This window comes from Azospirillum sp. TSH100 (genome assembly GCF_004923295.1).
Taxonomy (GTDB): Bacteria; Pseudomonadota; Alphaproteobacteria; order Azospirillales; family Azospirillaceae; genus Azospirillum.
The window spans coordinates 993119-1014258 of the sequence record NZ_CP039634.1 but is presented as its reverse complement, the minus strand read 5'-3'; the positions used below and the strand labels follow the sequence as shown (position 1 = coordinate 1014258).

The 21140-nt window shown below is 68.7% G+C and carries 24 protein-coding genes; 16 read left to right on the top strand and 8 right to left on the bottom strand.

Going from position 1 to position 21140, the window contains the following annotated elements; all coding sequences use genetic code 11:
- Positions 1–100 precede the first annotated feature (100 nt).
- The 4 genes from E6C72_RS04910 to E6C72_RS04895 all read left to right on the top strand — a co-directional run bounded on the left by E6C72_RS04910 (position 101) and on the right by E6C72_RS04895 (position 4084).
- Positions 101–1480 (top strand): M17 family metallopeptidase, encoded by a 1380-nt coding sequence (locus E6C72_RS04910; protein ID WP_109864911.1) that lies wholly within the window; start codon positions 101–103, stop codon positions 1478–1480.
- Positions 1481–1675: 195 nt separating this feature from the next.
- The gene (fliG, locus tag E6C72_RS04905) at positions 1676–2698 is read left to right on the top strand and encodes a flagellar motor switch protein FliG (protein ID WP_136700658.1); all 1023 of its coding nucleotides are present in this window, start codon (positions 1676–1678) and stop codon (positions 2696–2698) included.
- A gap of 28 nt (positions 2699–2726) precedes the next feature.
- The gene (locus tag E6C72_RS04900; protein ID WP_109084823.1) at positions 2727–3584 is read left to right on the top strand and encodes an AraC family transcriptional regulator; all 858 of its coding nucleotides are present in this window, start codon (positions 2727–2729) and stop codon (positions 3582–3584) included.
- 44 nt (positions 3585–3628) lie between these two features.
- Complete coding sequence (locus E6C72_RS04895; RefSeq protein ID WP_247875556.1) at positions 3629–4084, top strand: DUF2000 domain-containing protein; 456 nt, start codon at positions 3629–3631, stop codon at positions 4082–4084.
- A 28-nt stretch (positions 4085–4112) separates the two neighbouring features.
- Here E6C72_RS04895 and E6C72_RS04890 read toward each other — a convergent pair whose 3' ends face one another.
- Complete coding sequence (locus E6C72_RS04890; RefSeq protein ID WP_109084824.1) at positions 4113–5309, bottom strand: sensor histidine kinase; 1197 nt, start codon at positions 5307–5309, stop codon at positions 4113–4115.
- Positions 5310–5378: 69 nt separating this feature from the next.
- The gene (locus tag E6C72_RS04885) at positions 5379–5876 is read right to left on the bottom strand and encodes a low molecular weight protein-tyrosine-phosphatase (RefSeq protein ID WP_109084825.1); all 498 of its coding nucleotides are present in this window, start codon (positions 5874–5876) and stop codon (positions 5379–5381) included.
- A gap of 109 nt (positions 5877–5985) precedes the next feature.
- Between E6C72_RS04885 and cobB the strand changes: the two genes are divergently transcribed.
- Positions 5986–6726 (top strand): Sir2 family NAD+-dependent deacetylase, encoded by a 741-nt coding sequence (gene cobB / locus E6C72_RS04880; protein ID WP_109084826.1) that lies wholly within the window; start codon positions 5986–5988, stop codon positions 6724–6726.
- On the top strand, positions 6719–7330 hold the full coding sequence (locus tag E6C72_RS04875) for a uracil-DNA glycosylase family protein (RefSeq protein ID WP_109084827.1): 612 nt from the start codon (positions 6719–6721) through the stop codon (positions 7328–7330). The genes cobB and E6C72_RS04875 overlap by 8 nt, the downstream gene beginning before the upstream one ends.
- A 39-nt stretch (positions 7331–7369) precedes the next feature.
- Here the strand turns inward: E6C72_RS04875 and E6C72_RS04870 are convergent, their stop codons facing one another.
- Complete coding sequence (locus tag E6C72_RS04870) at positions 7370–7720, bottom strand: metallopeptidase family protein (protein ID WP_109084828.1); 351 nt, start codon at positions 7718–7720, stop codon at positions 7370–7372.
- Positions 7721–7862: 142 nt separating this feature from the next.
- Here E6C72_RS04870 and E6C72_RS04865 point away from each other — a divergent pair, with 142 nt between their 5' ends.
- The gene (locus E6C72_RS04865; RefSeq protein WP_109084829.1) at positions 7863–8165 is read left to right on the top strand and encodes a 4a-hydroxytetrahydrobiopterin dehydratase; all 303 of its coding nucleotides are present in this window, start codon (positions 7863–7865) and stop codon (positions 8163–8165) included.
- 102 nt (positions 8166–8267) lie between these two features.
- Positions 8268–8579: a polyhydroxyalkanoic acid system family protein gene (locus E6C72_RS04860; RefSeq protein ID WP_109084830.1), complete on the top strand. Its 312-nt coding sequence runs from the start codon at positions 8268–8270 to the stop codon at positions 8577–8579.
- Positions 8580–8631: 52 nt separating this feature from the next.
- On the opposite strand, the gene E6C72_RS04855 is transcribed toward E6C72_RS04860, so the two are convergent.
- The 3 genes from E6C72_RS04855 to E6C72_RS31685 are packed head-to-tail and all read right to left on the bottom strand — an operon-like array spanning position 8632 to position 11752.
- The gene (locus tag E6C72_RS04855; RefSeq protein WP_109084831.1) at positions 8632–9669 is read right to left on the bottom strand and encodes a site-specific tyrosine recombinase XerD; all 1038 of its coding nucleotides are present in this window, start codon (positions 9667–9669) and stop codon (positions 8632–8634) included.
- A 42-nt stretch (positions 9670–9711) separates the two neighbouring features.
- Positions 9712–11631, bottom strand: a complete 1920-nt coding sequence (locus E6C72_RS04850; RefSeq protein ID WP_109084832.1) for a hypothetical protein — start codon at positions 11629–11631, stop codon at positions 9712–9714.
- Complete coding sequence (locus tag E6C72_RS31685) at positions 11612–11752, bottom strand: hypothetical protein (protein WP_167393297.1); 141 nt, start codon at positions 11750–11752, stop codon at positions 11612–11614. Before E6C72_RS31685 ends, E6C72_RS04850 begins: the two co-directional genes overlap by 20 nt.
- A 370-nt stretch (positions 11753–12122) precedes the next feature.
- On the opposite strand from E6C72_RS31685, the gene E6C72_RS31975 reads away from it, so the two are divergent.
- The 5 genes from E6C72_RS31975 (at position 12123) to E6C72_RS04820 (ending at position 15995) form a co-directional block, all read left to right on the top strand.
- Entirely contained in the window at positions 12123–12821 is a 699-nt protein-coding gene (locus E6C72_RS31975; RefSeq protein WP_247875557.1) for a shikimate kinase, read from the top strand.
- Between the two features lie 48 nt (positions 12822–12869).
- A complete protein-coding gene (gene aroB, locus E6C72_RS31970; RefSeq protein WP_109084833.1) occupies positions 12870–14015 on the top strand; it encodes a 3-dehydroquinate synthase in 1146 nt (381 codons plus the stop codon).
- 118 nt (positions 14016–14133) lie between these two features.
- Positions 14134–14625 (top strand): SRPBCC family protein, encoded by a 492-nt coding sequence (locus E6C72_RS04830; protein ID WP_109084834.1) that lies wholly within the window; start codon positions 14134–14136, stop codon positions 14623–14625.
- 167 nt (positions 14626–14792) lie between these two features.
- A complete protein-coding gene (locus E6C72_RS04825) occupies positions 14793–15254 on the top strand; it encodes a CBS domain-containing protein (protein WP_109084835.1) in 462 nt (153 codons plus the stop codon).
- A gap of 120 nt (positions 15255–15374) precedes the next feature.
- Complete coding sequence (locus tag E6C72_RS04820; protein WP_109084836.1) at positions 15375–15995, top strand: DUF2889 domain-containing protein; 621 nt, start codon at positions 15375–15377, stop codon at positions 15993–15995.
- Positions 15996–16063: 68 nt separating this feature from the next.
- On the opposite strand, the gene E6C72_RS04815 is transcribed toward E6C72_RS04820, so the two are convergent.
- Positions 16064–16516, bottom strand: a complete 453-nt coding sequence (locus E6C72_RS04815; protein WP_247875558.1) for a ribbon-helix-helix domain-containing protein — start codon at positions 16514–16516, stop codon at positions 16064–16066.
- Positions 16517–16863: 347 nt separating this feature from the next.
- Positions 16864–17139 carry a BolA family transcriptional regulator gene (locus E6C72_RS04810; protein WP_109084838.1) on the bottom strand — a complete coding sequence of 92 codons (276 nt, stop codon included), beginning with the start codon at positions 17137–17139 and terminating at the stop codon, positions 16864–16866.
- A gap of 211 nt (positions 17140–17350) precedes the next feature.
- Between E6C72_RS04810 and E6C72_RS04805 the strand changes: the two genes are divergently transcribed.
- The 3 genes from E6C72_RS04805 (at position 17351) to cobT (ending at position 21085) form a co-directional block, all read left to right on the top strand.
- Entirely contained in the window at positions 17351–17935 is a 585-nt protein-coding gene (locus E6C72_RS04805) for a DnaJ domain-containing protein (protein WP_109084839.1), read from the top strand.
- 74 nt (positions 17936–18009) lie between these two features.
- Positions 18010–19014 (top strand): cobaltochelatase subunit CobS, encoded by a 1005-nt coding sequence (gene cobS / locus E6C72_RS04800; protein ID WP_014249099.1) that lies wholly within the window; start codon positions 18010–18012, stop codon positions 19012–19014.
- 199 nt (positions 19015–19213) lie between these two features.
- Positions 19214–21085, top strand: coding sequence for a cobaltochelatase subunit CobT (cobT, locus tag E6C72_RS04795; protein ID WP_109084840.1), 1872 nt, complete (start codon positions 19214–19216; stop codon positions 21083–21085).
- Positions 21086–21140: the final 55 nt, after the last annotated feature.

Sequence of the window (21140 nt, the reverse complement as noted above, 5' to 3'; positions counted from 1 at the left end):
CCACGCCGCCCCTTCCCAGCCGGCCGCCGGCGCGCCATCCTTGGGGAATGGGCATCCGTTTCGGATGCGTGACGTGATCTTGTGAGAAGGATCCCCAGTCTTGCTCGCCACCCTGCTTGCCGTCGACGGTCCGGACACCGTCGCCCTCACCCCCGTGACCAAGGCCGGATTGGCCGACTGGCTGTCGGCGCAATCGCCCGCCGTCGCCTCCTGGGTCAAGGCGGTGGGCTTCACCGGCGAGGCCGGATCGACCGTCTTCCTGCCGGGACCGGACGGCGCCGTCGCCCATGTGCTGGCCGGCGTCACGGCCATCGACGATTTGTGGGCCTTCGCCGGCCTGCCCGCCTCGCTGCCGGCCGGGTCCTACAGGATCGACGCCGCGCTGGATGAACGGGCGGCGACGCGGGCGGCTCTGGGCTGGGCGCTCGGCAGCTATCGCTTCAGCCGCTACAAGAAGCCGCCCGAAAAGGGCTTCGCCGCTCTGGTCTGGCCGGCGGAGGCCGACCACGGCGAGGTGGAACGCGCGGCGACTGCCACCTACCTCGTGCGCGATCTGGTGAACACCCCCGCCTGCGACATGGGGCCGGCCGAACTGGCCCGGGCGGCACAGGATCTGGCGGCGGAGTTCGACGCGGCGGTCGAGGTGATCGTCGGGCAGGACCTGCTCGACCGCGACTATCCGGCCGTCCATGCCGTCGGCCGCGCCAGCCCGCGCGAACCGCGGTTGATCGATCTGCGCTGGGGCAACCCGGAACATCCGAAGGTGACCATCGTCGGCAAGGGCGTCTGCTTCGACACCGGCGGGCTCGACCTGAAGCCGTCGTCGGCCATGCTGATCATGAAGAAGGACATGGGCGGGGCGGCGCATGCGCTTGCGCTCGGCCGCATGATCATGATGGCCGGTCTGCCGGTGCGGCTGCGCGTGCTGGTGCCGGCGGTGGAGAATGTCGTGTCGGGCGACAGCTTCAAGCCGCAGGATGTGCTGAAGACCCGCAAGGGCCTGACGGTGGAGGTCGGCAACACCGATGCCGAGGGTCGCCTGATCCTGTGCGACGCGCTGGCCGAGGCGGATTCGGAGAAGCCGGAGCTGCTGATCGACTTCGCCACCCTGACCGGAGCGGCGCGCGTGGCGCTTGGCCCCGACCTGCCGGCGCTGATGTGCAACGACGACAGGCTCGCCAACGACCTGACGGAGGCGGGGACGGCAGTGGACGACCCGATGTGGCGGCTGCCACTGTGGGCTCCCTACCGCAAGGGGCTGGACAGCAAGGTGGCCGACATCAACAACGTCACCACCAACGGCTTCGCCGGTGCGATCACCGCCGGGCTGTTCCTGCAGGAATTCGTATCGAAGGAGACGCCCTGGGCGCATCTCGACACCTATGCCTGGAACGGCTCTGCCCGGCCCGGCCGGCCGGAAGGCGGCGAGGCGCTGGGGCTGCGCGCCACCTATGCGGTGATCGCCAAGCGGTTCGGCTGATCCTCCACCGCCCCGGGCGGCGGAAAACGGGTCGAAGGGCCGGGAACCGACGGAATTTGTCCCGGCCCTTCACCCTCGAAGGGATGGAATGCACAAGGGGATCGTATTAAAACGGAAGAACAGGAAACCTGACGTGTAAGAATGAACCACTCGCCCCAGACAAGGGGCGTGCCGGGTGGTGGCGGAGGCGGACGCATGGCTTTGAAGGTTCGCGAGGATTACCGGACCCTCACCGGCCCCGAAAAGGCCGCCATCATGATGCTTGCGCTCGGCGAGGAGCATGCATCCAGGCTGTTCTCGCTGATGGGCGACGAGGAGATCAAGGAACTGTCCCAGGTGATGGCGAACCTGGGCACCGTGTCGGCCAACCTGATCGAGCGACTGTTCGTCGAATTCGCCGAGCAGATGTCGGCCACCGGATCGCTGGTCGGCTCCTTCGATTCGACCGAACGCCTGCTGCTGAAGACCCTGCCGAAGGACAAGGTCGATCAGATCATGGAGGAAATCCGTGGTCCGGCCGGCCGGACGATGTGGGACAAGCTGGCGAACGTCAACGAGTCGGTGCTGTCCAACTACCTGAAGAACGAATACCCACAGACCGTCGCGGTTGTCCTGTCCAAGATCCGTCCCGAACATGCCGGCCGCGTCCTGACCCAGCTGCCGGAAAGCTTCTCCATGGAAGTCATCATGCGCATGCTGCGCATGGAGGCGGTGCAGAAGGAGGTTCTGGACGATGTCGAGCGCACGCTGCGCACGGAGTTCATGACCAATCTCGCCCGCACCAGCCGGCGCGACAGCCACGAGATGCTGGCGGAGATCTTCAACGGGCTGGACCGCACCACCGAACACCGCTTCATGGCCGCGCTGGAGGAGCGCAACCGCGACAGCGCCGAACGCATCAAGTCGCTGATGTTCACCTTCGAGGATCTGTCGAAGCTCGACCCCAGCGGCGTCCAGACGATGCTGCGCACGGTCGACAAGCAGAAGCTGGGCACCGCGCTGAAGGGAGCGTCGGAGACGCTGAAGGACCTGTTCTTCTCCAACATGTCCGAGCGCGCCGGCAAGATCCTGCGCGAGGACATGGCCGCCATGGGTCCGGTCCGCGTGCGCGACGTGGACGAGGCGCAAATGTACATGGTGCAGATGGCCAAGGATCTGGCTGCCCGCGGTGAACTGGTCCTGGCCGAAAGCGGCGGCGAGAACGAGCTGATCTATTGATCGGTGACGGAGGTGCCGGATGGGCCGAATGGCTGGTCAGGCAACCGGCGGAAAGAACGACTGGGTGACGGTGCGCCGTGATGCGGAGACCGGCATCGAGACCATTCGCGCCCATTTCCGCGGCCATGCCTATGACCTTCATGACCATGACGAGCTGCTGGTCGGCGTCACCGAACAGGGGGTGCAGGCATTCCGCTGCCGGCGCCGACTGCACACCAGCGTCCCTGGCCGCGTCATCCTGATTGAACCCGGCGAGGCTCATGACGGCCACAGCCCGGGAGAGGACGGCTTCACCTATGCCATGCTCTATCTGCCGGTACCGCTGCTGTCGGCCCGCAGCGATGCCCTGCGCAGCCTGATGCCGCAGGGAGCCGGCCTGCCGCTGGGATTCCGCGACACGCTGGCCGACGACCCCGTCCTTGCTGCGGCGATCCGCAGCGCCTTCCTGGCCCTGCACCAGCGCGAGGGGCGGCTCGCCCGCGACCTGTCGGTGGACCGGCTGGCGGCAAGGTTGGCCGGCCATCTGGAACAGCCGGAGGAACTCCGGCCGTTGCGTCCAGACCGCGCCGCCGTCCGGGCGCGCGAGCTGCTGCATGCCCGGATGGCGGAGGATATCGGGCTGGACGAGCTGTCCACCGCGGCCGGCGTCGACCGCTTCCGGCTGAACCGCTCCTTCCGTGCCGCCTTCGGCCTGTCGCCGCACGCCTATCTGGTGCGATTGCGGCTGCGCGCCGCCCGGCGCCGGCTGGCTGAAGGGGAGGCGCCGGCCCTGGTGGCAGTGGAGGTGGGCTTTGCCGACCAGAGCCATCTCGGGCGCTGGTTCCGCCGCGCCTATGGCCTGACCCCGGCTGCCTACCGCGATCTGTGCACGAACGTTCCAGACTGAGGCGCCGTCATCCGGCATCTGAACGGGCATAAGGAGACCCCACCATGCCCGACAGCCTGATGCCCGAGACCAGTCCCGCAGATGCCCCCGTCCGCTTCGACACCAAGGTCGCGCTGGTGATCCGTGCCGACCTGGCGGTATGGCAGAAGCTGAACGTCGCCGCCTTCCTCGCCACCGGGATCGCCGCCGCCGCGCCGGACGCGCTGGGCGAGGCGTATGTCGACGGCGCCGGCCGCCGCTATGGCCGGATGCTGGGCCAGCCGATGCTGATCTTCACCGCCGATGGCGAGCAGCTGCGCGCCGTCCGCGATGCAGCGCTGGAGCGGGGACTGACGCTGGTGCCCTATGTCGCGGCGATGTTCGGCACCGGCAACGACGACGCCAACCGCGCCGCCTTCCGGGCCGAGGATGCGGACGCCCCCGATCTGGTCGGGCTGGCCCTGCGCGGGCCGAAGAAGGCGGTCGACAAGACGATGAAGGGGCTCGCCCTGCATGGTTGAGGGGCAGGGATAAGGGCGGCCTCGCCGGTCACAGCTCCTGCGGGACGGTGATCGTCACGCTGGTGCCGGCACCCGGCATGCTGTTGACGGCGAGCCGGCCGCCGAGCGGGCCGGTCACGGTGTTGAACACCACCGCCAGACCCAGCCCCTTGTGGCCGCGGTGGCGGGCGGTGGTGAAGAAGGCGTCGGTCAGGGTCGGCAGGTTGCCGGCCGGGATGCCGGCGCCATTGTCGCGGACGGTCAGGCTCCAGGCCGGCACCGCGTCCAGCGCCGCCGGTTCCACCGCAACCTCGACCTCCCCCGCACCGCCGCCATAGCCATGGGCGGCGGCGTTGGCGAACAGCTGGTGCAGCACCCGTTCAAGATGCGGGGCGTAGCCGATCCAGGGGCAGGGCGCGCCGGGAGCGACGCTGATGGCCAGCGGCAGGTCGGGATTCTGGATCGCGAACAGGCTCGCCGCCTCCTCCGCCATGCGGCGCAGGTCGAGCGCCTCCAGCGGTTCGGCGGTCTGGCAGGCGGCGATGGCGGAGAAGGCCTCCACCAGATCCACCGCGCGGGCGAGGTTGGCGTCGAGCAGGGTGGCCGGCTCCCGCAGTTCCTCGGTGGACAGCGGACCGTTGCCGGGGCGCGCCAGATCCTGCAGATGGCTGGCGGCGGTGACGCAGACGCCGAGCGGCGTGTTCAGTTCATGGGCCAGCCCGGTCACCGCCTGGGTGATGGCGCGCTGACGGGCCAGCGCCGATTCGGCGATGCGGGTGCGGCGTTCCAGATCCTCGCGCACCACCCGCTCCGAGACCTCGCGGATCATGCGGCTGAGTTCGCGCAGAAGCTTCGCCAGCAGGTCGGGCGAAGGGGAGATCAGCGCCAGGAACAAGTCGCGTTCCAGCTCGAACACCGTCACCGGCGTGGCGGCGATGACGGAGGCGGAGCGGGAGCCGCCGTCGATCAGCGCCATCTCCCCGAAACAGTCGCCGGAGCGGCGGAAGCCGACCTCCACCTGACCGCCGAAGGGATCGTCGCGCACCACCCGCACCGTGCCGTCCAGCAGGACATACAGCGAGCTGGCACTGTCGCCCTCGCGCATCAGCACCGTGCCGGCCGGCGCGTCGAACACCCGCCCGCGCGAAGCCACGGCCGCGCGCTCCTCCGGCGAGAAGGCCTCGAACAGGACGATGCCGTCGAGGATCCCGCCGGGCGAGGCGGTGCCGGTGGTGGCGCTGGTCATGGTGAAGGTATGCTCCGAATGGGCCTTATCCAGACAGCATAGATCAAGCAACCGGGAAACCGCGAGACGTTACCCGAGCCTTTCGCGAATCGGAAAGCGGCATTCGCGCGACAGGCGGTCCAACAGGCCGCGCGCCCCGGCCTCGCACAGGTCCAGCACCTGCTCGAATCCGTCGGGGCCGCCGTAATAGGGATCGGGCACCTCCCTCCCCTCCAGCCCCGACGCATCGTCCAGGAACAGGCGCAGCGCCGCCGTGGCATCCACCGGGGCGATGCGGCGCAACTGGGCCAGGTGGCCGTGGTCCATCGCCAGGATATGGTCGAAGCGGGTGAAGTCGGCCGCCACCACCTTGCGGGCACGCAAGCCCGACAGGTCGACGCCACGGGCCAGCGCCGCGCGCTGCGTGCGCGGGTCGGGCGGTTCGCCGACATGGTAGCTGTGGGTACCGGCGGAGTCGGCGACCACCAGCGTGGCGAGGCCGGCGCGTTCGGCCAGTTGGTGGAACACCCCCTCGGCGGTGGGCGAGCGGCAGATGTTGCCCGTGCAGACGAACAGGACCTTGACCACTCCTGACATCCCTCTTCTTTGTTTTCTTCGGCTTTACTTCCGGGCGTGACGAGCGTACGCCGCAGCAGTTTTCCACGTGACCGGTTTCCGAACCGCTAAGGGAATCCCCATGCCCTCACCCGCGCTGACCAACCGCCTGCGTCCGACCGACCAGATCGTCATCCTGACCGGGGCCGGGATCTCCAAGGAGTCCGGGCTGGACACCTTCCGTTGCTCCGGCGGCATCTGGAGTCAGGTCGATCTGGAGGATGTGGCGACGCCGGAGGGTTTCGCGCGCAACCCGGATCTGGTCCATCGCTTCTACAATGACCGCCGCCGCGGCCTCGCCGACCCGGCGGTGCAGCCCAACGCCGCGCACAGGGCGCTGGCGGAGCTGGAGAGGCGCTGGAGGGGCGATGTCCTGCTGGTGACGCAGAACATCGACGACCTGCACGAGCGCGGCGGGTCTGTTGCGCCGCTGCACATGCATGGCGAGCTGCTGAAGGCCTTCTGCCTTCATTGCCGCACGGTGGTGGAGGTGCAGGGCGACCTGTCGGTGCACGACCATTGCCTGACCTGCGGGCGCAAGGGCGGCATGCGGCCCGACGTGGTGTGGTTCGGCGAGATGCCCTATCAGATGGAGCGCATCCAGCGGGCGCTGGAGGAATGCGATCTGTTCGTGTCGATCGGCACGTCGGGCCATGTCTATCCCGCCGCCGGCTTCGTGGCGGAAGCCCGGTCGGCCGGCGCCTATACGGTCGAGCTGAACCTGGAACCATCGGAAGGCGCCTCCTATTTCCACAGTTCGATCCACGGCCCGGCGACCCAGGTGGTACCGGCTTTCATCCAGGATTTGCTGACGCTTGTCTGATGACGCTGTTGAAGGCGGCTCAAGCCTCGACCACCTGTTCGCTAGGGTGCGCGCCTGCACGCTGTGTGCGGAGGTGCTGCCCCACGGCTGCCGCCCGGTCCTGCGCGGCAGCGCCGTCGCCCGGCTGCTGATTGTCGGACAGGCGCCAGGCGCACGGGTGCATGCCAGCGGCATTCCCTGGGACGATGCCTCCGGCGACCGGCTGCGCAAGTGGCTGGCGATGGACCGTCCGGCCTTCTACGACGAATCGCGCATCGCCGTGGTGCCGATGGGGCTGTGCTATCCGGGGACCATGCCGAAGGGCGGCGATTACCCGCCGCGTCCCGAATGCGCACCGCTGTGGCACCCGCCGGTGTTGGAGGCGCTGTCGGGCGTGCGGCTGACCCTGCTGATCGGGCAGTACGCCCAGACGCGATATCTGGGCGAGCGGCGGAAGGCGACAATGACGGATACGGTGGCGAACTGGCGGGAGTACGGCCCGGCCTTCATGCCGCTGCCGCACCCGAGCTGGCGCAACACCGCCTGGCTGAACCGGAACCCCTGGTTCGAGGAGGAACTGGTGCCGGCCCTGCGCCGCCGGGTGGCCGACGCGCTGGAGGGCTGACGGCGCCCGCCTTATTCCCCAGGCTCTGCTCCCCTGGCCCTACTCCATCGTCTCGATCCGCTCCATGTCCTCGTCGGAGAAGCCGAAATGGTGGCCGATCTCGTGGATCAGGACATGGCGGACGATGGCCGGCAGGTCCTCCCCCGTCTCGCACCAGTAATCGAGGATCGGACGGCGGTAGAGGAAGATCATGTCCGGCCCGCCGCGCAGATCGGCGACGCTTTGCCGCGTCAGATCCACCCCGCGATAGAGGCCCAACAGGTCGAATGGACTTTCCAGCTCCATCTCCCGCTCGGTATCCTCATCGGGAAAATCCTCGACATGGATGACGAGGTTCCCGACAGGGGCGAGCAGCTCCGCCGGGATGGTGTCGAGCGCCTCTTCGGCCATGCGCTCCAGGTCTTCGACCGTGGGCGGAACCGTATGGGGACCTGAAAGTTTCCGTATCATGCCGCAGAAGGTAGCGAACCGCCGCCCGTTCGCCAAGAAGCTGCGGGCGGCAAAAGAGTGACTTGAGGAAAGGGAGGTCATCATGTCCGATCGCCTTGTCGGCGCGCCCCGCCAGACGGCGCTGAAGGAACTGCACGGCTGGGCGGAGGTGCTGGAACGCGACGCCATCCGCAAGACCTACCATTTCGCCGATTTCCCGGCCGCCTGGGGGTTCATGAACCAGGTCGCCCTGCTGGCCGAGAAGACCGGCCACCATCCCGAATGGTTCAACGACCTGGGCCGGGTCGAGGTGATCCTGTACACCCGCAATGCCGACGCCGTGACCCAGGCCGACATCGACTTCGCCCACCGCCTGGACCAGATGGCGCCGCTGCACGACCGCTGACCTCTGTACCGGACCCAACACCCGCTTCAGGACGTTACCCATGTCCCGCCGGTGAGGTGCCGGCGGGACACCAGAGCCCTGTGCAGTGCGGAGCCGCCGACGATGCCGAAGCCCTTGACCCTGTCCATTCCCCACTCGCTCGGCCGGGCGGAGGCCAAGCGCCGGCTGGTCGACGGCATGGGCGAGGCGCGCGCGCGCCTCAGCGCCGTGGCCGCAAGCGTCGACGACAGCTGGACCGACGACCGCCTGACCTTCCGCGTCGTGGCGCTGGCCCAGACCATCGCCGGCCACATCGACGTGCTGGACGACAGCGTCGAGATGGAGGTGCAACTGCCCTGGGCGCTGGCCCTGCTGGCCGACAAGATCAGGAACAAGGTGACCCGCCAGGGCACGCTGATGCTGGAGAAGAAGTAAGGGTTTGTGGGTGGTGTCGTCAGCCGACATCCCTCCCCCATCCTTACCTCTCCTACCCCTCCGACGGCTCCTCCACCTTGCGGCGCGCGAGCGGATGGTGGTCGTGCATGACCTTCTTCAGCCGCTCCGTCACCACGTGGGTGTAGATCTGCGTCGTCGCGATGTCGGCATGGCCCAGCATCTTCTGGACCGAGCGCAGGTCGGCGCCATGGTCCAGCAGATGGGTGGCGAAGGCATGGCGCAGGACGTGGGGGCTGACCTTTTCCGGGTCGATGCCGGAGTCGATGGCCAGCTGTTTCAGCAGCTGGGCGAAGCGCTGGCGCGTCAGGTGCCCTTCGGCCGAGATGCGGGACGGGAACAGGAAGGGGCTGTGCCCGGCCTCACCCCCCGCCCCTGCCCCGGCGGTGGGCGGGATGAAGTGGCCTCGGAACGGGATGTAGCCGGCCAGCGCCGCCAGCGCCGGGTCGGACAGCGGCACCATCCGTTCCTTGCCGCCCTTTCCGCGCACAAGCAGACCGCGGCCGTCGCGCATGATCGCCGTCATCGGCAGGCCGACCAGTTCCGACACGCGCAGGCCGGTGGCGTAGAGCACCTCCAGCAGCGCCACCAGCCGCAACCCCTCCGGCCCGCCGCGCGCCTCGGCGGTCGACAGCATGGCGCCGACCTCCGCCTCCGTCAGGATTTTGGGCAGCGGGCGGCCCTGCTTGGGACTGTCGAGCGGCGAGGCGGGATCGTCGGTGCGGCGGCCCTCGGACAGCAGGAAGCGGTAGAACTGCCGCATCGCCGACAGCCGCCGCGCCACGGTGCGGGGGGCGCCGTCCTTGCTCTGCACCGCCAGATAGGCGCGCAAATCCTCGGTGCCCGCCGCCTCCAGCGCCACGCCGCGCTGTGCCAGCCAGCGGCCGAGGTCGGCAAGGTCGCGCTCGTAGGCCAGCCGCGTGTTCACCGCCGCCCCCCGCTCCGCCGTCAGCATGTCGAGGAAGGCGTCCAGATGCGGTGAGGTGGCGAGCGGGCGCGGCTTGCACGGCCGGCCGCGGCGCTTGGCACCTGATTTGGCGCCTGATTTGGCGGGGGGCTTGCTGCCGGTCATGGTGTCGGCGTCATGATTGTGATGGGTTCCCCGGGCATGAGGTCAGTCGGCGGTCGAGGTGGGCGTGGAAGGGCCGGCGATGGCGGCCATCGCCTCGCGAACCAGCGCGCGGGCATCCGGTTCCAGCCCGACCGCCTTCAGGTTGGCCGCCACACGGGCGGTGACGACGGGCGGCAGGGTGGCTGGTCCGGCCTCCCCCAGCAGAAGCAGGGCGACGGCCACCGTCTCGCCGATACGCCCGCCGGCCGCGGCGTCGCCCAGCCGCTGCCACAGCGCCGGATCGACACCGGCGTCGCTGCCACTGGGCGGGCCGGCGCCATCGGTGGCGGCCATCCACGTCTCGTCCGGGATCGAAACTCCGGTAGCCTGAAGAAGCGCCAACTGACCGGCGACACGGCTGCGGGCGGAGCTGTCGGCGCCGCGCAGCGCCTCATCCAACCATGCGGTCAGAGCGTGCGGGTCTTGAGCCCCCTGCCCTGTCGCCACCACGGCCAGCGGCCACAGCCAGGCGGTATCGGCGCTCCGTCCGCTGCGCAGGGCCAGATCCTGCCAGCGCCGCGCCTGATCGAGGCGCCCTTGCGCGTAATAGAGCCGCGCCGCCGCCGGGGCCAGCGCCGCGGCATCGCCGGTCGGCGACACGCTGTCGAGCAGCGCGGCGGCGGCACCGCCGACCGGTCCGGCACGCAGACGCGGGTCGACCAGCTCCACCGCCAGGGCGGCCAGCGCCACGCGCCGCCGCCCGTCCATCGCCGCCACCATCGCCTGATGGACCAGCGCGCGGGTGCGGGCGCCACGGTCGCGCCGGGCGATGTCGCGGACCCGAAGCAGCTCGTCCCCCACCGCCGGCACCTGGACATAGAGGTCCTGCAACTGGCGGGCGTCGAGAAACAGGGAGGCCGCGGCCCGTTCCCCCGCGGCGGCACGGGTGGCGGCATCGACGGCAGGGTTGGTGGCGATGGCGGCCAGCGCCGGCGGCTTGTCCAGCGGCAACCGCTCGGGCGGCACGCCGATCCGCGCCGTCCGCATGGCGGCAAGCAGCAGCGCCAATCCGTCGCCATCCTCCTCCAGGGACAGCGAGCGGGCGGAGGGTGGGGCGGCGCCGGCCAAGGCCTCGGCAACCAGCAGGAAGGAGTCGGAGCGGCGGCCGCCGCCGCGCAGGCCCGCCAGCGCCTCGTCGGTGCCGGCGCGATCGCCGGCGCGGGCGCGGCAGAACAGCGCCAGCTTGCTCCAATAGGCGGAGACGAAGCTCTTGCCGCGGGCCAGCGCGCGCGGACAGTCCAGGCCGCCACGCACCAGTTCGGCATCGGTCAGCGCCCTGGCCGCCGGCTCGTCCGCCGCCAGCGCCGCCGGCAAAAGTCCGGCCAGTTCGGCCGCCCCAGCGGGATCGCCAAGCCGCGCCAGCTTCTCGATGCGCAAGGCGCCCAGGCGGCGGGGCGGCGGCGGCTCTCCGATCGCGACGGCGGGGGAGCCGGCGCTCAGCAGCAGCCGGCGCTCCAGCACCTTGACGGTGGGGGATGGTGTGTCGACCGGCAGGGCGGCGATCAGGGGCAGAAGCTCCGCCCGGCCGATGCCGCGCCAGGGATCGCCGCCCAGCCCTTGCAGACCGGCGAGGGGGCCCGCACCGTCCGGGTCGGGTGCGCCCAAGGGCTCACGCGCGACGGGGGCCGGCCGCGCCACCACCGGAGAAACGGCGGGCGGCGGCTTTACCACGGGCGGGTAGGCCGGCACGACGGGCAGGGCAGGAACGGAAGCGGGGGGCCGGGGCGAAGGGGCGGTTTCCACCGCGGCATCCGGCGTCAGCCGGATCGGCGGACCGGCCACCTGCGCGGCGGCCACCACGGCCCAGCTGGCCGCCAGCAGTCCTGCCAGAACCCCGGCCAGCAGCGGAACGGCTCCCTGAGGGACGTCCCCGGGTCGGGCACCCCCGGCCGGTTGTCGGGGTTCAGCGCGGGAAGCGCTCATCCGGCAGAACCTTCTCCACCGTTTTCGACGGAGCCGGCAGGTCCCACGAGGCGAGGAACACCATGCCACCGGCGATCACCAGCAACAGCAGGACGAAGAGGATCGAGAGAAACCGGCTCATGGCACCAGGGACGTGTTGTGTCGGAAAACGGAGGAACGGAGCGGAGCTACCACGCCCTGCGTCCGCGGGGCTTGGGACAAGCAATGGCTTTTCTGCTAAAGCATCCGCGACCCCGGCCATGGCGCAGGCCGCATGGCACTGACCGAAGACCGGGCGGCGGCGCAGTGTAGCCACAGGTTGGACCGCCGCGCAACCCGTCCACCAGTCCCTCCCGGGCTTCCGGATCGGGCCGGAGGGACGCGGGAGCTTGCGGGGCCGGGGCGCTTGTGCCGGCCAGCTTTCGGCGGGTATGAGTGTTGTCTGTTGCAGCGGTGTGACGGCCGGCGGAAACGCCGGCAGGCTGGCGCCGGAGAGTGCGGGTGGCGATCGGATGGATGTGATGGGACTGCGCAAGGCGATGACGGCCCAAGGTCCGGGTACTGGTCCGGGTACGGCGGAGGATGCGGAGCCGCTGCTGCCGCGCACCGTGGTGCTGGTCGGGCTGATGGGGGCCGGCAAGAGCGCCATCGGGCGCCGGCTGGCGACGCGCCTGCACCTGCCCTTCCGCGACGCCGACACCGAGATCGAGGCCGCCGCCGGCTGCACCATCGCCGAGATCTTCGCCCGTGACGGCGAGCCGGTCTTCCGCTCGGTCGAACGCCGCATCATCACCCGTCTGGTGAAGGACGAGCCGGTGCATATCCTGGCGACCGGCGGCGGCGCCTTCATGGATCCGGAGACCCGCGCCGCCATCCGCCAGCACGGCGTGTCGGTCTGGCTGCGCGCCGAACTGGAGGTGCTGGTCGCCCGCACCGCCCGGCGCACCCATCGCCCCATCCTGAACCAGGGCGACCCGCGCGCCATCCTGGGCCGGCTGATGGAGCAGCGCTATCCCGTCTATGCCGAGGCCGACCTGACCGTGGTCAGCGACGAACGCCCGCCCGATGTGACGGTGGAACTGGTGATCGACGCGCTGGAGGCGCATTTCGGCGTCCAGCTTCCCCACCGCCAAAATCCTGGGCACAATCAGGGGCAAGGCCAGAGCAACGCCCAGCGCAGCGGCCGGCCTGGGAAGGCCGACGCCACCTGATACGCCTTAAGCCCCTTTCCTGAACCACCAGCTTCGCGGACTGCCCCGATGACCTCCGTCAACGCCACCACCCCGGCCGCACTCGACACCGTCCGCCTGGAGCTGGGCGCACGCAGCTACGACATCCTGGTCGGCGACGGCGTTCTGGCCGATGCCGGGGAGCGCATCGCCGCCATCACCCGCGGCCGGGCGCCCATCGTGGTGACCGACGCCAACGTGGCGCCGCTGCACCTGGACACGCTGAACGCCGCGATGCTGGAGGCGGGGATCGCCCCACAGCCGGCCATCGTCCTGCCGGCCGGCGAGAAGACCAAGGACTTCGCCCATTTCCAGCAGTTGATGGACGACGTCCTGGGCCGCGGCATCGAGCGCTCCACCGTTCTGCTGGCGCTGGGCGGCGGAGTGATCGGCGACATCACCGGCTTCGCCGCAGCGTCGGCATTGCGCGGCATCGACTTCATCCAGGTGCCGACCACGCTGCTGTCCCAGGTCGACAGCTCGGTCGGCGGCAAGACCGGCATCAACAGCCGCCACGGCAAGAACCTGATCGGCGCCTTCCACCAGCCGCGTCTGGTCATCGCCGACACCGCCACGCTCGACACCCTGCCCCGGCGCGAGGTGCTGGCCGGCTATGCCGAGGTGGTGAAGTACGGCCTGATCCGCCAGCCCGACTTCTTCGCCTGGCTGGAGCGGAACGGCCGGCGCGTGGTGGACGGCGACAGCGACGCCCGCCGCCACGCTGTGACGGTCAGCTGCCGCGCCAAGGCCGACATCGTCGGTGTCGACGAACGCGAGAGCGGCGACCGGGCGCTGTTGAACCTGGGGCACACCTTCGGCCATGCGCTGGAGGCGGCGACCGGCTTCGGCCAGACCCTGCTGCATGGCGAAGGGGTGGCGATCGGCATGGTGCTGGCCTTCGACCTGTCGGTCCGTCTGGGGCTGTGTCCTGCCGAGGACGCGCGGCGCGCCCGCGCCCATCTGGCCGATGTCGGCCTGCCGGTGCGCCCGGCCGACATTCCCGGCGTCGCCTGGGACGTCGACGGGCTGGTCCGGTCGATGGCCAAGGACAAGAAGGTGCAGGACGGCCGCATCACCTTCATCCTGGCCGACCGCATCGGCAACGCCTTCACCCGCCGCGACGTCGATGCCGCCACCGTCCGCGCCGTTCTGGAAGAGGCGGTCCAGCCCGCCTGATTTCCACTCATCACGGATAATCAGTCTTTCGCACAATAGCCGCGGCAACGGCTGCGCCCCCATACTCCGCTTCAAGATCGCGGCCATCCGGCCGCGGCGGCGACGGGGAGGATGCGTGATGAAGGCGATGCTGGGGATGTCGGCGATGGGAGCGGTGCTGCTGCTGGCGGCGGCGCCTGCCATGGCGCTGGAGGTTCGCGAACAGGCGACGATCAAGGCGCCGATCGAGCAGGTGTGGAAGCAGATCGGCCCCTTCTGCGCGATCGGCGACTGGCACCCGGCGGTGGAAAGCTGCACCCTGCGCAAGACCGGCAACAAGCAGGAGCGCGACATCGCGCTGAAGGGCGGCGGCGCCATCCAGGAGCGGCTGACCGGCCTTTCCGCCGCCAAGCACCGGATGCGCTACACCCTGCTGAGCGGACCGCTGCCGGTTAGGAACTACACCTCCACCATCCGGCTGAGCGCGGTGGACGCCCGAACCACCCGGATCATCTGGTCGTCGCGCTTCGAGGCCAACGGCGCCTCCGACACGGACGCGCGCAAGGCGATCTCCGGCATCTACACCAGTGGCTTCGACGGTCTGCGCAAACGTCTGGACTCAGGCCAATAACCGGATCGGCGGCGGCAATGACCCGGCGCACGCGGGAAGTTTTCGACAATCAGTTCTATTGACTATCCGCGCATCAAGCTGACAGGATCGTGTATGCCGCGCTGCGAAATCGCGGTCGAGTGCATCGTTCGTCCACAAAACCTGCAATCACGAGGGAGATGGGACACATGCCGACACGCCGACTGATGCCCGACGTCATCAAGAACCAGGAACTGACCTGCCTGCCGCCGGACGCCACCGTGCGCGACGCCGCCACGCTGATGGCGGAAAAGCGCATCGCCGCCGTGCTGATCACCGAAGGACGGACGCTGAAGGGCATCGTCACCGAACGCGACATGACCACCCGCGTGATCGCGGCCGGGCTCGCCCCCGACACCACCCCGCTGTCGGCGGTGATGACCGCCGATCCCGACACGCTGGAACCCTCGGCCACCGCGCTGGCGGCACTCGACCTGATGGAACGTCACCATTACCGCCACTTGCCGATCGCGGTGAACGGCGAGGCCGTCGGCATGGTGTCGATCCGTGACCTGTTCGCCGTGGTACGGACCCATCTGGAGGACGAACTGCGCAACCGCGAGGCCTACATGTTCGGCAGCGGCTATTCGGCGGAGGCGACTGTCGGCTGATCGGGGACCGGGAGTTGACCTATAGGTAACGCTGCGTTGCGGCGGGGTCGGGTTGACCGGGCGCCCGGCCCCGTCGATAGTCGAGGGTGAGCCATCCTCACTGCCGAACTGGAAAGCCCGATGTCCGCGCCCTCGCTGTCCGCCCCCACCGCGCGCGAGCCCATCCACACCCGCCGTGTGACCTGCCAGGGCTTTCGGCGTGCCGATGGGCTGTGGGACATCGAAGGCCATCTAACCGACGTCAAGAGTTACGGCTTCCACACGGAGGAACGCGGGCATCTGGAGCCGGGGACACCGATCCACCAGATGTGGATGCGCCTGACCATCGACGACAAACTGACCGTCCAGGCGGTGGAGGCGGTGACCGAACACAGCCCCTACAACGCCTGCGCCAGCATCACGCCACGGTTTCAGCAGCTGGTGGGCCTGCGCATCGGTCCGGGCTGGACCCGGGCGGTGAAGGACCGGCTGGGCGGGCCGAAGGGGTGTACCCATCTGGTGGAGCTGCTGGGACCGCTGGCGACCACCGCCTTCCAGACCGTCTATCCGATTCTGGCCCGCGAGGCGGCGGAGCGCGCGAAAGCCTCCGGCAAACCGGCCCAGGACGACGGCAAGAGGCCGGTTCTGCTGAACATGTGCCACATTTTCGACAGCAACGGCGAAGTGGTGCGCAAACATTGGCCAGCCCATTACACCGGCCACCAAAACGAAGACGCCGCCCGGGAAGAGGCGGCGGAATAACATACGAATTCACCCCGGGGCGGCGGCAAGGAGGCTGCCCGGCGGGAGAAGGCGCCGGGTGGCGCTGTTCAGGCCTCCAGGCCGGGTCGGACCGAAGCTGCCTGGGTCTGACCAGGCGTGGGGAAATTGCCGCCTTCGGCGACCGCAGCCTTGACCCCTTCGGCGTCGTCGACCGGCGGCAGTTCGAAAGGTGTGCCGATGAACGGGTCGCTGCCGCCATGGCCGGCACGCTGGTGGCCGTCCTCCGTGCAGGCACGGCGGTAATAGGACGCGATGAAGACACGCACCGCGGAGGTCAGTGTGACATCCGCGTCCTCCGGCTTGATGCCTTTACGGCGCGCCTGCTCCTCGATCCGCTCCTTGATCTGGGTGCAGAGGCGGTTGACGGTCATGCCTTCCCGACGGCCGATATCCTCCAGAGCATCCCACATCGACGGTTCCAGCCGCATGCTCGTGCGGTGTCCGCCGATCATGATGTTCTGGCTCCTCAGCGGTTCCACCCCCGCATGGGAAGTGTTCACGCGCTTTTTCTTCGGCCCACGCTTCGCCATCCGCAGCCCCTTCCACGAAGCCGCCGGCGGACATGCGAAGTTTGTGTCCGCCACGGCGCGATAAATGGTTGCATATATAGCACTCTACTAAACGCGGCGGGAATTGCAACCACGCTAGCGTCTCTCATTCTTACAAGTTTTCCTAAAATCGACTCTTGGTTGCATCCATATGTATGCTATTTCCAGCGCTCAACCACTCGTTATTTAAAGCGCACTAACGGTCAGTTTTTCAGCAGCTTGCGTAAGAGAACGGGGCTTTGCCTTACGCCCAGGCTTCCCTGGGAGATGCTTCAGGCCCAGGCTTCACCGGGAGGATTTCATGCCCCGGCTTCGCCGGGTGCGTGAGTGGTCAGTCCCAGCGCATGCACTCGCTCGCGCAGTTCGTCCGCCAGCAGCGCGTAGACCATCCGCTGACGCTCCACCCGCGACTTGCCGGCGAAGGCGGCGGAAACGATGGTGACGTGAAAATGGGTTTCGCCGGCGGCGTCCGCCCCGGCATGGCCGGCATGGCGGGCGCTGTCGTCGACGACCTCCAACCGGTCCGGCGCCAGTCCGGTGGTCAGCTTTTCGCGGATGCGCGTGGCGTATTCCATGGCAGGTTCCTGATGTCTCGGCACTAATCGGGGATGGATGGAAGGGGCTGCGGCGGAGGAGCATGTCCGGGCAGCCGCACCGGCAGTCAGGAGACGGTGCGTTCCCTGCCCTGTCAAGCGCCTGTCAAGCCCGGCGTCCCGCAGATTGCGGATGACGGAAGCTCGATTCGGCGTGCTTGCCAGAGCCATCGGCTCTTCCCATACTTGGCCGATGACCAGGAACCGCGCCCGCTCCAGTTACGACAGCTATGCCGCCCCGCGTGCGGCCACCCGTGTGTGCGACCATCCCGATTGCGTCGCCGCCGGCGAATATCGTGCGCCGAAGAGCCGCAGCAGCCTCAACGAATACTGGTGGTTCTGCCTGGACCACGTCCGGGAGTACAACCGCGCCTGGGACTATTACGCCGGCATGTCCACCGACCAGATCGAGGCGGAGGTGCGGCGCGACACCACATGGCAACGGCCGAGCTGGCCGCTCGGCAAATGGGCGACGCAGGAGCGCTTCATCCGCGACCGCGTCGTCAACGGCTTCAGTTTCGAATTCGGCCAGGACACCGGCAAGACGAAGGATGAGGAAAAGGCGCAACGGCGCAACCATGCCCGCACCGACGAGGAAAAGGCACTGGCGGTCCTCGAACTGACGCCCCCTGTGGACTTCACACGGATCAAGGCACGCTATCGGGAGCTTGCGAAAAAGCATCATCCCGATGCCAACGGCGGCGACAAGGCTGCGGAAGAACGCCTGAAAGAAATCAATCAGGCCTACAATACGCTGAAAGCCTGTTATGCTGCCTGAACCCCCGTTGGCGGGCCGGGTCAATCCCGCGGCCGCCGGACAACCGACACTCGCTGGAACGTAAGAAACCACCCATGGCTTCCCAAGGAGCGACCCAGGCCAGCTCGGCCCTGTTCGACCACAAGCCCGACACGACGGTCTCGGTGCGTGAGGTCTTCGGCATCGACAGCGACATGCAGGTGCCGGCCTTCAGCCAGCGCACGGAGCATGTGCCCGACCTCGACAGCGCCTACCGCTTCGACCGGGACACGACGCTGGCCATCCTCGCCGGCTTCGCCTACAACCGCCGCGTCATGGTCCAGGGCTATCACGGCACCGGAAAGTCGACCCACATCGAACAGGTCGCCGCCCGGCTGAACTGGCCCTGCATCCGCGTCAACCTGGACAGCCACATCAGCCGCATCGACCTGATGGGCAAGGATGCCATCGTGCTCCGCGACGGCGTGCAGGTCACCGAATACCGCGAGGGCATCCTGCCCTGGGCCTTGCAGCATGCCTGCGCCCTGGTGTTCGACGAATATGACGCCGGCCGCCCGGACGTGATGTTCGTGATCCAGCGCGTGCTTGAGGTGGAAGGCAAGCTGACGCTGCTCGACCAGAACCGCGTCATTCGTCCGCATCCGGCCTTCCGCCTGTTCGCCACCGCGAACACCGTGGGCCTGGGCGACACCACCGGCCTGTATCACGGCACCCAGCAGATCAACCAGGGCCAGATGGACCGCTGGAACATCGTGGCGACGCTGAACTACCTGCCGGTCGACGCCGAGGTGAAGATCGTCCAGGCCAAGGTCGCGTCCTACGACGACGCCAGGGGCCGCGACACCGTGGCGTCGATGGTGCGTCTGGCCGACCTGACCCGCGCCGGCTTCATCAACGGCGACATCTCCACCGTCATGAGCCCGCGCACGGTCATCACCTGGGCCGAGAACGCGCGGATCTTCAACGACGTCGCCTTTGCCTTCCGCATCACCTTCCTGAACAAATGCGACGAGGTGGAACGGCCGACGGTGGCCGAATACTACCAGCGCTGCTTCGGCGTCGAGCTGCCGGAGACGGGGGTTCAGGCGAACCTCGTGTGATCCTGTGCGCCGCGCCCCGCTCTTCGGTGAAGTCGGGGCGCGGCACACAAGGATTCACGCGGACCGGGGCGGATGGCATCACTGGGCAAGAGCTTGTATCAGCGGTTCAAGTCCCGGCATGTCCGTAAACGCCATGCCCTGTTCCGTGTCGATCCTGCCCACCGCGCCTTAATTGTCCCAAGAACAAAGACGCCCCGCGATGACCACCCAGAACGACACCCCCGTCGAAGCCTTCAAGCGGTCCACCACCGCCACGGTGCGCGCCATGTCCCGGCGGGCGGAGGTGCAGGTGGGCTTTTCGTCCGATCCGCCGGGGCTGTCGGGCCAGCGGGTGCGGGTGCCACTGCCGGCGCGCGATCTCAATCCGGTGGAGGTCGCCAAGCTGCGCGGGGCGGCCGATGCCGTGGCGCTGCGGCTGCGCTATCACGACGCCACGGTGCATGCCCACCGCATGCCGCTGGGCGATGCCGCGCGCCAGGCCTATGACGCGATGGAACAGGCGCGCTGCGAGGCGCTGGGCAGCCGCGACATGGCCGGCGTCGCCCATAATCTGGAAGCAGCGCTGGACGATCGCTACACCCGCCAGGGCTTCGACCGTTTCGAGGACCGCGGGCAGGTGCCCCTGTCCGAAGCGCTGCGGCTGATGGCGCGCGAGGCGATGACCGGCGCGCCGCCGCCGCCCGCCGCCGCCCATGCCGTCGACCTCTGGCGCCCCTGGATCGAGGAGCGGCTGGGCAAGGACATGAAGGGGCTGGCGAACTACGCCGGCGACCAGGAGGCCTACGCCAAGACGGTCCGCCGCCTGCTGGCCGATCTCGACATGGAAGTCGGGCAGGAAGCCGACCAGGAGGAGGAAGAGGATCAGCAGACCCAGTCCTCCGAGGACGAGGAGTCGCCCCAGCACGGCCAGACCCGCGGCCAGGACGAGGACCAGTCGGACTCCGAATCCATGGCCTCGTCGGAGATGCAGGACTCGTCGGAGGCCGGCGACAGCGCCGAGGAGGGTGCAGGCGAGGAAGGCGACATGGAGATGGGCGAGGGCGAGGGGGCGGAGGAGCCCGCCGGCCCCGGCCAGCCCTGGCGCAACGATGCCAACCGCCGCAACGAGCCCGATCCCAACGCCTACAAGGCCTTCACCACGCAGTATGACGAGGTGGTCGACGCCGCCGACCTCTGCGACCCGGCGGAGCTGGAACGGCTGCGCCACCTGCTGGACCAGCAGCTGCAGCACCTCCAGGGCGTGATCTCCAAGCTGGCGAACCGCTTGCAGCGGCGCCTGATGGCCAAGCAGCAGCGCTCCTGGAACTTCGACCTGGAGGAGGGCATCCTCGACGCCGCCCGGCTTGCCCGCGTTGTCGCCAACCCGGTCCTGCCGCTCTCCTTCAAGAAAGAGAAGGAGATGGACTTCCGCGACACGGTGGTGTCGCTGCTGATCGACAATTCCGGCTCCATGCGTGGCCGGCCGATCTCCATCGCCGCGATGAGCGCTGACATCCTCGCCCGCACGCTGGAGCGCTGCGCGGTGAAGGTCGAGGTGCTGGGCTTCACCACCCGTGCCTGGAAGGGCGGACAGGCGCGCGAGGCCTGGGTCGCCGCCGGCAAGCCGGCGCATCCCGGCCGCCTGAACGACCTGCGCCACATCGTCTACAAGGCCGCCGACATGCCGTGGCGCCGCGCCCGCAAGAATCTGGGCCTGATGCTGCGCGAAGGCATCCTGAAGGAGAACATTGACGGCGAGGCGCTGCAATGGGCGCACAACCGGCTGCTCGGCCGGCCGGAACAGCGCCGTATCCTGATGGTGATCTCCGACGGCGCTCCGGTCGACGACTCGACCCTGTCGGTGAATGCCGGCAATTATCTGGAACGCCATCTGCGCCAGACCATCGAGCAGATCGAGACCCGCTCGCCGGTCGAGCTGGTGGCGATCGGCATCGGCCACGACGTGACCCGCTACTACCGCCGCGCCGTGACCATCGTCGATGCGGAGCAGCTGGGCGGCACGATGATGAACAAGCTGGCGGAACTGTTCGACGAGGACGACCGCCGCGGTGGCCGTCGCGGCTGGCGTTGAGGTAAGGAAGCGGGCAGGAGGTTTCCATATTTTTCAACGACTTAGACGGAAACAC

What these genes read in the sequence shown, in the direction of transcription:
- fliG (WP_136700658.1), top strand. Translation starts at nt 1,676, where the DNA reads ATGGCTTTGAAGGTTCGCGAGGATTACCGGACCCTCACCGGCCCCGAA.
- E6C72_RS04900 (WP_109084823.1), top strand. Translation starts at nt 2,727, where the DNA reads ATGGCTGGTCAGGCAACCGGCGGAAAGAACGACTGGGTGACGGTGCGC.
- E6C72_RS04895 (WP_247875556.1), top strand. Translation starts at nt 3,629, where the DNA reads ATGCCCGACAGCCTGATGCCCGAGACCAGTCCCGCAGATGCCCCCGTC.
- E6C72_RS04890 (WP_109084824.1), bottom strand. Translation starts at nt 5,309, where the DNA reads ATGACCAGCGCCACCACCGGCACCGCCTCGCCCGGCGGGATCCTCGAC.
- cobB (WP_109084826.1), top strand. Translation starts at nt 5,986, where the DNA reads ATGCCCTCACCCGCGCTGACCAACCGCCTGCGTCCGACCGACCAGATC.
- E6C72_RS04870 (WP_109084828.1), bottom strand. Translation starts at nt 7,720, where the DNA reads ATGGCCGAAGAGGCGCTCGACACCATCCCGGCGGAGCTGCTCGCCCCT.
- E6C72_RS04865 (WP_109084829.1), top strand. Translation starts at nt 7,863, where the DNA reads ATGTCCGATCGCCTTGTCGGCGCGCCCCGCCAGACGGCGCTGAAGGAA.
- E6C72_RS04860 (WP_109084830.1), top strand. Translation starts at nt 8,268, where the DNA reads ATGCCGAAGCCCTTGACCCTGTCCATTCCCCACTCGCTCGGCCGGGCG.
- E6C72_RS04855 (WP_109084831.1), bottom strand. Translation starts at nt 9,669, where the DNA reads ATGACCGGCAGCAAGCCCCCCGCCAAATCAGGCGCCAAATCAGGTGCC.
- E6C72_RS04850 (WP_109084832.1), bottom strand. Translation starts at nt 11,631, where the DNA reads ATGAGCGCTTCCCGCGCTGAACCCCGACAACCGGCCGGGGGTGCCCGA.
- E6C72_RS31685 (WP_167393297.1), bottom strand. Translation starts at nt 11,752, where the DNA reads ATGAGCCGGTTTCTCTCGATCCTCTTCGTCCTGCTGTTGCTGGTGATC.
- E6C72_RS31975 (WP_247875557.1), top strand. Translation starts at nt 12,123, where the DNA reads ATGGATGTGATGGGACTGCGCAAGGCGATGACGGCCCAAGGTCCGGGT.
- aroB (WP_109084833.1), top strand. Translation starts at nt 12,870, where the DNA reads ATGACCTCCGTCAACGCCACCACCCCGGCCGCACTCGACACCGTCCGC.
- E6C72_RS04830 (WP_109084834.1), top strand. Translation starts at nt 14,134, where the DNA reads ATGAAGGCGATGCTGGGGATGTCGGCGATGGGAGCGGTGCTGCTGCTG.
- E6C72_RS04825 (WP_109084835.1), top strand. Translation starts at nt 14,793, where the DNA reads ATGCCGACACGCCGACTGATGCCCGACGTCATCAAGAACCAGGAACTG.
- E6C72_RS04820 (WP_109084836.1), top strand. Translation starts at nt 15,375, where the DNA reads ATGTCCGCGCCCTCGCTGTCCGCCCCCACCGCGCGCGAGCCCATCCAC.
- E6C72_RS04810 (WP_109084838.1), bottom strand. Translation starts at nt 17,139, where the DNA reads ATGGAATACGCCACGCGCATCCGCGAAAAGCTGACCACCGGACTGGCG.
- E6C72_RS04805 (WP_109084839.1), top strand. Translation starts at nt 17,351, where the DNA reads ATGACCAGGAACCGCGCCCGCTCCAGTTACGACAGCTATGCCGCCCCG.
- cobS (WP_014249099.1), top strand. Translation starts at nt 18,010, where the DNA reads ATGGCTTCCCAAGGAGCGACCCAGGCCAGCTCGGCCCTGTTCGACCAC.
- cobT (WP_109084840.1), top strand. Translation starts at nt 19,214, where the DNA reads ATGACCACCCAGAACGACACCCCCGTCGAAGCCTTCAAGCGGTCCACC.